Source organism: Enterococcus rivorum, from assembly GCF_001742285.1.
Lineage (GTDB): Bacteria > Bacillota > Bacilli > Lactobacillales > Enterococcaceae > Enterococcus_L > Enterococcus_L rivorum.
The window spans coordinates 143,904-156,318 of the sequence record NZ_MIEK01000001.1; the positions used below are offsets into that span (position 1 = coordinate 143,904).

Below are 12,415 nucleotides of genomic sequence, written 5' to 3' on the forward strand. Positions count from 1 at the left end.
CTAGCATTTCTATATTACTCCTACCTATTTTATAGTTTTTGCCAAGGACTACCAATGGCATCTGGAACATTACCTTTTGTCCACCATTTGGCTTTGTATTGATTTCCTTTATAAGTTACTTTATCGCCAGCTACGTAAATTTTACTTGCACTCCATTCACTAATAGAAGGCTCTGATAATTCTGGATTGGCAAGTCTCCACGGACCATATGCACCAGATTGATCTGGGTGGTTTCCTTGTGTCCAATGATTCGCAATGTATTCTTTTCCTTTATACATTACACGATCTTTTGCAACGTAAATCTTAGTTGCAGACCACTCTGGAATAGTACTTCCTGTTTCTTTTGTCGTTGTGAAAGCTACCGTTACAGGGGTAGAAACTTGATTTTCATTATCTACCGCTTTTACAGTGACTGTATACGAAGTATTTTCCTTAAGGCTTGTTAATTTAATTGTTGTGCCAACAGTTTCAGATTCTTTGGCTTGTGTAGTGCCACTTTCTTTTACAGATACTTGATATTTTTTAATTCCAATTGGACTTGTTGCTGCAGCCCATTGAATAGTTGCAGTCGTATTTGAAATATCAGTTACTTTTAATTCTTTAACCGCAGAAGGTTTACCAATTTCTTTTGCTGTAGTGAAAGATGCTTCTCCTGCTTCAGAAGATTGATCTTTCTTATCTACAGCTACAACTTTTACTGAATAATTAGTACCTGCAGTCAAGCCGCTGATACGTTGAGTTGTTTTATCTGTCGTAAATGTTAGTGTTTTTCCGCCACCTGTTACTGTTAATTGATATTCTTTGATTCCAACCGTACTTTGTGATGCTTCCCAAGTTACGTTTGCTGAATCTTTTGTAATATTTCCAACCGCTACATCTTTAGGTGTAGATGGTTTTTCTGGTTGTGGCTCTGTTGAGTCTTCAATGAATTTATTCGCTACGTTACTGAATTCGTATTTATTTTTTACTTGTCCTTGACCGTTGTCAATTTGTGCGTCTCTGTTCATTGACCAGAATGAAACCATTCCAATTTTCTTGCTGCGAGCATGATCTACTACTTTTGTCATCATTTCTTTTGAGAAATATGGATGAGCTGCTCCTTCGAATCCAACTGATGGAGTTGTTCCTATTTTCGCATACGCTTGCTCAGTTGTTAATGTAGTCTTTGCGTAGTTTTTATAGTGATCTTTCACTTGTTTCATTGTATTGTCAACAGCTTCAATTGAACCTTGAGCATAGTCTGGAACACTAGATCCGTAAACCATCGTCATGATATTTACTAGTTTTAAGTCTACCCCTTCTTCAAGGTATGCTTTCAATACATTTAAACCACTTGAAATTAGACCTGAAGGCATTACCGGCAAGGTCAATGTCACTTCAACACCTGTTTTATCTTGTAATCGCTTGATTGCTTTAGCATTCGCTTTATTGTGGTTATAATCCATTGCACCTGCTTCAACATCTAAATCAATTCGAGTGACACCATAGCCCTCTACGACTTCTGTATAAGCTTTTTCTAAAATCGCTACATCCTGAGTTTTTTCCCAGAATGCACCTGAGTTTAATCCACCAAATGATAGTGTAACGTCGCCGCCTTCTGCACGAATTTCACGAATAGATTTTTTAATTCCTTCATATTGCCACTTGTCATTACCAGCTTCGCTTAGCGCTCTATGACCGCCCCAGCCCCATTCAAGTTTTCCATTTTTTACTTCAACAGCTTGCATAAATCCTAGGTTAAAGAACTTAGTGCCAGATTCCTTAAACATTTTTTTCAAATCAGGAGCACCATTATTGCCGCCACTAGATACATAAGCAACCATATCTACATATGGTGCTACTACTTTATTTGGCCATTGAATTCCTTTACCAACCCCAAAATCAGGAGTTGTTTCTGTTTTTATTACAGTAATTGTACGTTTTTGTTCAGCTTTTAATCCATTGTCATCTGTTACACTATAAGTTAACTCATAGCTTCCAGCTTGATTCGTATTCACATTTCCTGTAACACTAATTTTGTTCGTTATGTCTTTTCCAGCTGCATCCTTAGCAGTAATTCCTGCCATTTTATCAAATGCGTCCCCGACATTAATTGTTTTGTTGCTAATTCCACTAAATGTTGGTGGTGTTGTAGGTTTTTCTTTTTCTTTCACAGTAATTTTTCTTGTTGCTGTTGCAACTTTATTGCTACTGTTTGTGACTGAATACGTTAAAGTATAGACACCTGCTTTATTTGTTTCAACATTACCAACAATCGATAATTTACTTGTTAAATCTCCATCGATTTTATCACTTGCAGATACTCCTGCTTTCGGATCAAACGCATCACCAACAGTAATGGTTCTATCTTGTACGCCAGAAATAACAGGTACACTAACTTCTGGTGTCGTATTGCCTAAAATTGTTTGAGATGCTAAAACAGTATTTTTGTCAAAATATTGAACCATTTCAACTTTTTCGATTTTACTTGGGTCAACTTCAGCGCCATTTTTAGCAGCTAATTTGAAATCAATTTTTGCTCCTGGTGAGATGAATCTAGAATCATATTGCGTTGCAACATTCACATAGGTTTTACCATCTTTTGCTGTTACTTCTCCAGCTTTGTAATCGCCTCTTTCTAAGGTGCTTCCATCTTTCATTGTAATTACAAAAGTTGGTTTTTTGACTGTGAAGTAATATCTGCTAGCTGCTCCCAATGCAACATTGGAACTAACAAGTCTTTCGCGATTGGTTACGTTAATACCATAGCCATCTTTTCCAGAATCTGTCTTAACTTTGCCAGCCTTGAATTCAACGTTCAATTTAGATTTATCTATAGTAACTGTTTCAGGTACTTTTTGATCTCCATATAAACCTTTTTTGATTGCTGTTGACAACTCATTACGTTTACCAGAGCCTGTTGAATCCTTATCATTTGAAGCCATCCATGAGATAACCCCACCTAATTGGTTTTGTTTCACATACTCTGTTTTGTGTTGGATTGATTTAGCATTATCAAAAGTATATACCTGTTTTGTTGATTCACTATATAGGTACGGTGCTTTTGAAACATCATCCCAATACTCTTTTAAATCTGGTACTTTTCGTTTTAGTTGATCTAGATTCCGGTATGACCAAACCCCGCCGGCACGACCACCATCGCCTAAATTTAAAGGCAACTCATTGCTTGCGCCTCGACTTGGTGAGTGATCTGCATCTTTACTATTTAGTGCTGCTTTTTGGAAAAGCCCTGGTAAATTCGGATTATCTCCTTTTTCCACAGTATTCCAACCACGAGTATACATTGCTGCACCAATTACTATTTTATTTGCAGGAACATTTTTACTACGTAAATAGTTTACAACTGTTTCTACTGAATAATCGTTTGGTGCATCTGGATGTGCATAAAGTGCGGTATGATGGGCACTCTTTTCACTAAAAGCACCATTCATATCATAGGTCATCATATTTCCGAAATCGATAATCTCAAATAGTCGTTCAACATCAATTCCCTTTTCCAGCTGTCCGATTGTTCCTGGTAAAGCACATGTTAGTTCATAATACTTGTCTAACTCAGCACCCTGCTTGTCTAACGCCGTTCTAAATTCACTCATTAATGTAATGAAGTTGTCAGTATCTGCTGGTGTTGCATTAGGAGTCCCTTCATCATTTTTGTTATCTACTTTATCTGGCTGTCTTGGGCTATTTGGGTATTCCCAATCGACATCTACAAAATCCATCCCTGTATATTTAATGAACTCTAATACATTGTCGATATAGTTTTTACGTTTTTCTGGATTAGCTGCAATTACAGAAAAATTAGCAGATTTTGACCAACCACCTAAAGAAATTCCAACTTTTAAGTTTCTATTTTTTGATTTTAAAGCTGTAAAAGCAGGAATTAAGCCAGAAAGAGCAGTATCCCAACCAATATCTGCATTCCCAACCGGTGCACCAAAGGCAGCATCTTTATCTGTTAAAATCAGTTCCCCATTTGCATCCATCGCAAGAAATGCATAATTAAGATGAGTATACAAGCTTGCATCTAAGTTGCTTGGATAAAAATTATTTTGTCCTCCCCATATCGACCAATCTCCATAATACATCACATTACGGTATGGAACTTGTTCTGCTTTAGGACTTACTGGCTCTTCAGCATGTGCTTCAGTTGGTGTCAATGTTGCAATCCCCATTGCTGCTGTTGCAAATGTTGAAGATGCCATTACTGCTGCCATTGATAGAGACGTAGCGACACGAACCCTTTTAATGCTTACCTTTTTCATTAATAATCCTTCCCTTCTCATTCTGGTAAGTCTCAGTCAATAAACGAATCACTTCCAACCTACTCATGTTAAAAAGATTGCTACTCTTATGAATAAAACAAATTTCCCATTGAATTCAACTTATTTAAAAGACTTTTTGCCAATTGATGATATGCATTGCTTAGTTATATTTGTTTTTTTTGACAATCTAAAATTTAAGCCTTTTCATAAATAGAATATAGAGTAGCATTATCTGTTAGCGTAAGTATGATTCCCCTGTTGAGATTCATCTATAGATTACTTTGAGTTACCACAGGTCTTTTTATAGAATAAAATCCAAATAACAACGCGTTATTTTTAAATCTCATTCTCAGAAATTATAAAATGTGTATTGTTATTCTACAAGTTCAAAAAGAGGAGACAGCGAAGACTATTTTGAACGATTTAACTAGTTATATCGTCTAAAAGAACGCATGTATATTCATAATTTACCTCTTTTTTCTAAATAATATTCTTTTTTTACCTAATTGTTTTTTTTTGAACAGAATAACATTTATTAATTATTTATTCCCTCAAGAAATAGAAAAACACTTATTTCTCAGGAAAAATTTTGTTTTTTAACACATTAAAGAACACTTTTCTAATGGAGTTCCTAAAGACACTTTCTTTTTTTGTTTCAAATTTTTTAGTTTAAACAAAAAATTATCCTCTTCTGTTCAAAAATCTCTCATTACATATAAAAAAATTCAACAAAGAATTTTTACTCTTCATTGAATTCAAATATCTCTTATTTATTTATAGTTGGCTGTAAGTTCAGCTAAATTTTGTTCTTATTATAAAGTGTCTCTCTTTGTCCCCATTGATTTAAAACAGCTTGATTCAACTTAACTCCAATTCCTAAACCAGATGGTACACGCAGGCTGCCTTTTTCCAATTCAAAAGGTTCTGTAATTACATCTTCATAGAAATAGCGGTTATATGCTGAAATATCTCCTGGAAAAGTGAATACTTTTTGAGAAGCGAATTGAAGGTTCAAAGCTCGCCCAATTCCAGATTCAAACATTCCTCCTAACCAGACTAACAACTCTTTTTCCTGACAAAATTGAACAATTCTCAATGCTTCAGTAATCCCTCCAACACGAGGAATTTTCAAATTTATACTCTGGCAACTTCCCAACGCGTAAGCTAACTGACAATCTTTTAAACTACGAATATTTTCATCTAAACAAATTTTTGTTTGAAGCGCTTGTTGTAAAAGACTATGGTCTAAAAAATCATTTGCTGCGAAAGGTTGCTCAATCATCGCTAATTGAAATTGATCTAATTTTTGCAAATGAGGGATGTCATCTACTGTGTACGCAGAATTTCCATCGACCATTAATTCTAATCTAGGGAATTGCTGACGAATATAGGCTACTGGTTTTAAATCATATCCAGGTTTAATTTTTAACTTTACTCTTTGATAGCCCTGATTGACATACTCTGCTATTTGTTCTAAAAGAAGGTCTAAATCTCTTTGAATTCCCACACTAACGCCAACTGGGATCATTTTCCTCGTGTCAGTAAAGAAAGTTTTCAACGATTGATTCTGTCTTTTCGCGTATAAATCCCAGACTGCTGTTTCTAGGCTAGATTTTGCCATCTCATTCCCTTTGACAACTGAAAAACGTTCACTAATTTCTTCTGGATGCAGTATTTCATCCTGTATTAGCAATGGAATTAAATGCTTGGTAACAATAATCCGAGCCGTTTCCAAAGTCTCTTCTATGTAATCTGGCTGTTCAAAGGCAACTAGTTCCCCCAGACCTTGATTCCCTAATTCATCGGTAAGTATTAATAAATCAAAAGCTTTCTCTGTTAGAAGACCATAACTTGTTTCAAAAGGAGTTCGTAATGGCAAACGAACGCGATACGTATCAATTCGACAAATTTCCATGAAAATCTTCTCCTTCAAGCATTTTCTTATTCACTAATTTTGAAACCAAATCAGGCTTTTCTAAATGTACACAGTGGCCGGCATTTTCGACAACCGCTAACTCTATTTTGGACTGAAGCTTTCGCATTTCCTCTGCAATAGCAACAAATTTTGAATCCGCTGATCCAACAATCAACAGGGTAGGAATCTCTGAAAGTACTAGCAACTCACTCCAAAAGCTCGGTTGAACCCCCGTCCCCATAAACCATAGACTACAGATTAATCCAAATTTATTTTGATTTAATCGTTGATTACGAACTGTCTCTTGAATTCCTTTAGGCAACTGTTTTTGAGTCTCGAATAATTTCAAATTTTCCCATTTATCCACAAAGGTTTCAAGGGAATGTGAATAAATGAATTGAGCTAATTGCTGATCACTTTTCTTTCTTTGGTGACGCTCTTTTTCTGTTCTCAATCCTGGAGAACCACTTTCTAAAAGCAATTTTTCTACTTTTGAAGGAAACATACATGCAATTCCTAAAGCCACTCTAGCGCCCATGGAATAACCAAATAATGAAAAAGTTTCAAGTCCTAAATTTTCTGCTAATAAAACAATTGCTTCACAGACCTTATTAAACTGATAATGATAAGGGTGGACAAAACTATCTGTGTTCCCATGACCGATTAAATCAACTGCTAAAATATTATATTTTTTTGTTTCTCTGAACAGTGGAAGAAAAGTTTGAGAAGATCCTGTAAATCCATGGAGACAAATTAAAGTGGGTAACTGTTTTTTGTACCCAAAAAGCCATTGATAATAATAATTTACCCCTTTAATTGTCTTCTGCATGTTTTTTAGCCCCTTAATTTTTTTGTGATTGACGCTTGGACTTTCTCTTGTAATATTACATTTTCTTGACGATTGCCAACGACTTCAATAATTTGAAACTGAGGTTGCTTTTGGGTAATTTCCAATCTACTTGCCAATTGCTCTAAGCTTTCTACTTTTGCATAAGCAGCTCCATAAAGTTCCGCTACCTGAGAAAAATCTAAATCAATAGGTGTCCCAAAAAGAAGTTCAAACTCTTCTTCGTCTAATTGTCGTTGAGACAAAAAGGAAAAAATGCCCCCACCGTTATTATTTAACAAGACAATCGTTAGGGGGAAGTGGTACCTTTTTGCTAGTAGTAGACCGTTCATGTCATGATACAACGCTAAATCGCCAATCAATAAGACATTTTGAACTTCTGGTTGGACTGCGCACATCCCTAACGCCGTTGAGACAATCCCATCAATCCCATTGATTCCCCGATTACCATATACACGATAACCGGCATTCACTTTATCAGCATAACGATCGATAAAACGAATGGCGTTACTATTAGAAATAAATAATTGACCATTTTTAGCCATTTTTTGGTGCAGCACTCTACTTGCTGAAATTTCATTTAAAGATGCTAATTCAGTAATTTCAGACAAAGTCATTTCTACTGCTTGCTGCCAGTTAATCCAATCTTCACTCCACTTTGCCGGCAGGTGTTTAGGAGCAAAATTGATTAATTGTTTCACAAGTTGTTTTTCTTCTGCCTGTATAATTATTTGACCTTGTTTCAGTTGATCTAGCCATTCTCCTGTTTCATCAATAAAATAAGTACGAGTTTCTTTTGGATCTAGCTGTTGAAGCCAAAGCATCAGATTTTTTGACAGTGGTAATTTGCCAAAACGAACCACAATTTCAGGGGTTGCTTTTTCTAGTACTTTATCGATAAATAGATCGATATGATTCATTACCAACAAACTATCCGTTTCAGCCGTTAAATTATCTAAGGGGTCCCCTATGATTGGCCATTGTAGTTTTTCTGCTAACTGGACGAATGATGTTGCTTCTTCTGGCTGGTGTTCTCCACCAACTATTAGAACACCACGTTTTCCATGCCAAGAAGTCACTATTTCTTTTACTTGCTGATCGGTCAGTTGATTTTCACCACTAATTATCTCTGTCAGTCTAGATGGTAAACTGACTTCTGATTGTTTAGGAAGTAACGGTTCTCTTAAAGGAAAGTTCAAATGAACCGGTCCTTTTGGCGTTTGTTGCGCGGTATTGCCTGTTTTAATTCCTTGCCAATAAGCATAATCTAATAGCTGTGGAGTATTTTCCGGAAGCGCCATTTCCACAAACAATTTAACTTGTTGCTGAAATAACTGTAACTGATCCATTGCTTGCGGTGCACCAACTTGTCTTAATTCATGAGGACGGTCAGTCGTCAAAACAACTAAAGGAACATAGCTAGCTTTCGCTTCGCAAATCGCAGGATAATAATTTGCGGCGGCGGTACCTGAAGTACACAGTAAAACAACTGGTTGTTGGCTGACTTTACTTAATCCTAAAGCAAAAAAACCAGCAGATCGTTCGTCTACTTCAATATACGTTTGGATTTTTTCATTTCTATGAAGAAGCAATGCTAACGGAGTGGAGCGAGAGCCTGGACTAATGACTGCTTTTTGAACACCGCTATTGATTAAACCTGCGATAAATGATTGTAAATAATCGGTCATTGCACTTTGCTTATCAGACATCACTTTTTCCACCTATCCCTCTTAACATTGGTTTAAATTTTACTTTGGTCTCTTCTCGTTCCAAATCTGGCTGAGAATCTTTTACAATCCCACAACCTGCGTACAAATAGCCTTCATTTCCAGTAAAAAAGGCTGAGCGAATCCCTACAGCAAACTCCCCAATATCTTCTTTAACTGAGATCCAGCCAATGGGTGCACCATATAAGCCTCTATTCATCAATTCATTTGCTTTAATCCAATCTAATGCAAGCTCTTTTGGTTCGCCACCTAAAGCAGGGGTAGGGTGAAGAGCCTTCACCCCATCAAGAAAAGAGATTCCTACTTGTCTTGCTACTTTAATCGAGATGAATAAATGCTGAATATCCCTATTTTTCATTAACTGAGGCTGTTGTTCTAGAATAGGAGCATTTGTCATTTTTTTTAGTTCGGTAATCATTCGATTGACAACGATTTGATGCTCTTGACGATTTTTTTCATCTCTTAGTAGATCGTTCCCTAACGCTTCATCTTCTGCTAAAGTTTTTCCTCTTGGGATTGAACCAGCGACACAGGCTGTCGAGAATTCTTCCTTTGAAGCTGCTAATAAACGCTCGGGTGTGGCACCAATAAACACATTTTTTCCAGATTCTAAGACAAAGAAGTACGTATTATTTTGTTGCTTTCGTAAATTTTTCAAGATTTCTTCCGCTTGAAATGGTTGCGTTTGTTGCACTTTCATTTGTCTGGCCAGAACCACTTTTTCTAACGGACCCACTTCTTTTATTTTTTCAACCGTTTTAGCTACTAACCCTAACCAATCTGAAACACCCATTTCTTCAGTCGCAAGTACGTTGTCTGCAGTTTTAGTTTTAGCTGCTGGCTGATTGGTCACTTCTCGCCAGATTTGTTGAAGAGCTTGCCATTTCTCATCTAGTTCTGCTTCTGTTTCAGCTGAAAAATTTAACGTTAAGTACTGCTCAGTCTGATTCACAGTCAACATAAAGGTTGGGAGATAGAACAGCCCTTGCGCCATTTCGTTCCACTGACTAGCCCTTTGATTGGTACCGTCAAAAGGAAAACCACCGAAAAATACAGCTCCTGCTCCTGCAACCACTTGATTTTGATAACGTTCTTCTCTTTCAATGACAGTAATTGTTTTCAAGTTTGTAAAAGATGCTTGTTCTCTAGTTATTTCCAGCTCTTTTCCAAATCCTATTAAAATTAGATCCTTTTCAGGTGTTTCCCAGTAAAATCGTTCGCCGTAAAAACGACTTCTACTTTTCTCAAAACAAGAAGATATATCTCCCTTTTTTTCTTTTAACCGAGATACCCAACTAAATTTTCTGTATCCTTTTTGATATGCTTTTATTATCTCTTTAGGAATGCTCATTGCTCTAAAAAAGCCGTCCTTTCTTTAGTTACTAATCGATGCTTCGCTAATTTGCCACTGGCAGTTCTTGGTAAAGAATGGCAAAAATAAATTCTTTTCGGTACTTTATATTTTGCTATAGACTGACTAACTTTTTGCTGAATTTCGGCTTCAGTTACGTTGGCTCCCCTAACAAGATAAGCCACTGGAACAGTTCCCCATTTTTTATCAGGTTCGCCAATTACAGCGACCTCTTTCACTCCTGAAATATTTTGTAAAGCTTGTTCTACTTCTGCTGGATAAATATTCTCTCCCCCAGAAATAATCAGTTCACTTAAACGGCTAACAATATAAAGATACCCGTCTTTATCCAAATAGCCTAAGTCGCCCGTTGAAAACCAACCATCTGTTGTCCTTTTTCCAAAAAGCTGACGGTCTTCACCGATATAGTGATGAACAATATTTTTTCCACGAAGAAGAATTTCTCCCACTTCATTGGATGGAAGCATTTGCTCCTCATTGTTAACTATTTTTAGTTCAATTCCTAACAAAGGTTTTCCTGCCGAACCAATTTTTTCCATACTGTCGGCACTACTTAAAGCAATAACTTGTGAACAAGTCTCTGTCATCCCGTAAGATTGAATAATCGGAACATTCAATTTTTTACACTGGTTTAAAGTCGCTAAAGAAACGGGCCCACCGCCTAATAGCATGGTTCTAAAACCTGGCGCATAGCCTTCTTTTGGATAGAGAGCCAATAATTCTTCCAGCATGACTGTAACAACTGAAACAATGCTTCCTTTGCCTAAAACTAGGTCATTCGTTACTTGTTGAGCATTAAATTTTTCGTATAAGCGAACACTACAGCCTAAAACCAATTGGCGCAAAATAATCGACAAACCACTAATATGAAATAGAGGAACCCCACATAACCAGCAATCAGTTTCTGTTACTTTCATATTCTCTTGAGTAGCTATAGCGCTCGCCAAATGATTTTCAAAAAGCTGTAAAACCCCTTTAGGATTACCTGTAGTCCCAGAAGTATACATAATTGACGCAACGGACATCAATTTATATGACTCTCTCTCGGTATTGCTTGAAACATCTATTTCAGTTGCAAGTGACATAGGAATCGCTTGAATTTCCTCGAAGGAATTGAATAATTTTAGTTTCATAGGAGAAACAATGACTTGTCTTACCCCTGCGTCCTTAAGCTGATAGTGAAGCTCTTTTTGAGTTAAATGAGTGTTTAGCAATACAAGCTCTTTGCCCAGTTCCCATAAGGCCAGAATCGTAAAATACATTTCTTTTGAATTTTGACTAAATAATGCGATTCTTTTTTCTTTAATTGGAAGAACTGCCGCATACATAGATTGCCATTTTTGAACCTCAGTGTTAATTTCGGCAAACGTCCATTGTTCATCTTGCCAGTAAAAAGCGATTTTTTCAGGTTGTTTTGCTACTTGTTGTTGGAACCAACTAGTCATCTTTTTCACCCTTACGGAAATTTAGGAAATTGATCGAAATCAGGATCGCGTTTTTCTTTAAAGGCGTCACGACCTTCTTTAGCTTCTTCCATTGTGTAGTAAAGTAACGTTGCATCTCCAGCCAATTGTTGAACACCAGCTAACCCATCTGTGTCAGCATTTAAAGACGCTTTTATCATACGCAATGCAATCGGACTATTTTTCAAAATTTCATGGGCCCATTCCATTGTTACATTCTCTACTTCTTCTAAAGGTACCACCGTATTGATCCAGCCCATTTCTAACGCTTCTTCTGCCGAATATTGCTTGCACAAGAACCAAACTTCTTTGGCTTTTTTGTGTCCAATCACTCGAGCTAAATACCCTGAACCATATCCCCCATCAAAACTTCCCACTTTTGGACCTGTTTGACCGAAACGAGCGTTGTCTGCTGCGATCGTTAAATCACAAACAAGTTGTAAAACATTTCCTCCACCGATTGAATAACCTTTAACCATCGCAATCACTGGCTTAGGAATGACGCGAATTAAGCGTTGTAAGTCCAACACATTTAAACGAGGAATATTGTCTGAACCAACGTATCCACCATTCCCACGGATTTTTTGATCGCCACCGGAACAAAAAGCTTTGTCGCCAGCACCAGTTAAAATAATGACCCCGACATCTGTTTTATTACGACAAATTGTAAAAGCGTCAATCATTTCAAATACTGTATTTGGTGTAAACGCATTGTGGACATGAGGTCGATTAATCGTTATTTTCGCTACATTTCCTTCTTGTTCAAATATAATTTCTTCATATTCTTTTATGGTTGTCCATGTTCTCATCATTAGTCCTCCTAAGTATT

At 36.7% G+C, this 12,415-nt stretch carries 7 protein-coding genes; all 7 read right to left on the minus strand.

Features of this window, described 5'->3' with window-relative positions; genetic code table 11:
* Positions 1–29: 29 nt before the first annotated feature.
* The gene (locus BCR26_RS18655; protein WP_069697023.1) at positions 30–4,262 is read right to left on the minus strand and encodes a glycosyl hydrolase family 18 protein; all 4,233 of its coding nucleotides are present in this window, start codon (positions 4,260–4,262) and stop codon (positions 30–32) included.
* A 796-nt stretch (positions 4,263–5,058) separates the two neighbouring features.
* Positions 5,059–6,177: an o-succinylbenzoate synthase gene (menC, locus tag BCR26_RS00650; RefSeq protein ID WP_069697024.1), complete on the minus strand. Its 1,119-nt coding sequence runs from the start codon at positions 6,175–6,177 to the stop codon at positions 5,059–5,061.
* The gene (gene menH / locus BCR26_RS00655; protein WP_069697025.1) at positions 6,158–7,006 is read right to left on the minus strand and encodes a 2-succinyl-6-hydroxy-2,4-cyclohexadiene-1-carboxylate synthase; all 849 of its coding nucleotides are present in this window, start codon (positions 7,004–7,006) and stop codon (positions 6,158–6,160) included. The genes menC and menH overlap by 20 nt, the downstream gene beginning before the upstream one ends.
* A 5-nt stretch (positions 7,007–7,011) precedes the next feature.
* Entirely contained in the window at positions 7,012–8,733 is a 1,722-nt protein-coding gene (gene menD, locus BCR26_RS00660; protein WP_069697026.1) for a 2-succinyl-5-enolpyruvyl-6-hydroxy-3-cyclohexene-1-carboxylic-acid synthase, read from the minus strand.
* Positions 8,726–10,102 carry an isochorismate synthase gene (locus BCR26_RS00665; protein ID WP_069697027.1) on the minus strand — a complete coding sequence of 459 codons (1,377 nt, stop codon included), beginning with the start codon at positions 10,100–10,102 and terminating at the stop codon, positions 8,726–8,728. Before BCR26_RS00665 ends, menD begins: the two co-directional genes overlap by 8 nt.
* Positions 10,099–11,568, minus strand: coding sequence for an o-succinylbenzoate--CoA ligase (locus tag BCR26_RS00670; RefSeq protein WP_069697028.1), 1,470 nt, complete (start codon positions 11,566–11,568; stop codon positions 10,099–10,101). Before BCR26_RS00670 ends, BCR26_RS00665 begins: the two co-directional genes overlap by 4 nt.
* An 11-nt stretch (positions 11,569–11,579) precedes the next feature.
* On the minus strand, positions 11,580–12,395 hold the full coding sequence (gene menB, locus BCR26_RS00675; protein ID WP_069697029.1) for a 1,4-dihydroxy-2-naphthoyl-CoA synthase: 816 nt from the start codon (positions 12,393–12,395) through the stop codon (positions 11,580–11,582).
* Between the last annotated feature and the right edge of the window lie 20 nt (positions 12,396–12,415).

Bases quoted from the DNA above. Each gene is read 5' to 3' on its own strand.
- menC (WP_069697024.1), bottom strand. From the start codon at position 6,177: ATGGAAATTTGTCGAATTGATACGTATCGCGTTCGTTTGCCATTACGA.
- menB (WP_069697029.1), bottom strand. From the start codon at position 12,395: ATGAGAACATGGACAACCATAAAAGAATATGAAGAAATTATATTTGAA.
- BCR26_RS00665 (WP_069697027.1), bottom strand. From the start codon at position 10,102: ATGAGCATTCCTAAAGAGATAATAAAAGCATATCAAAAAGGATACAGA.
- BCR26_RS00670 (WP_069697028.1), bottom strand. From the start codon at position 11,568: ATGACTAGTTGGTTCCAACAACAAGTAGCAAAACAACCTGAAAAAATC.
- menH (WP_069697025.1), bottom strand. From the start codon at position 7,006: ATGCAGAAGACAATTAAAGGGGTAAATTATTATTATCAATGGCTTTTT.
- menD (WP_069697026.1), bottom strand. From the start codon at position 8,733: ATGTCTGATAAGCAAAGTGCAATGACCGATTATTTACAATCATTTATC.
- BCR26_RS18655 (WP_069697023.1), bottom strand. From the start codon at position 4,262: ATGAAAAAGGTAAGCATTAAAAGGGTTCGTGTCGCTACGTCTCTATCA.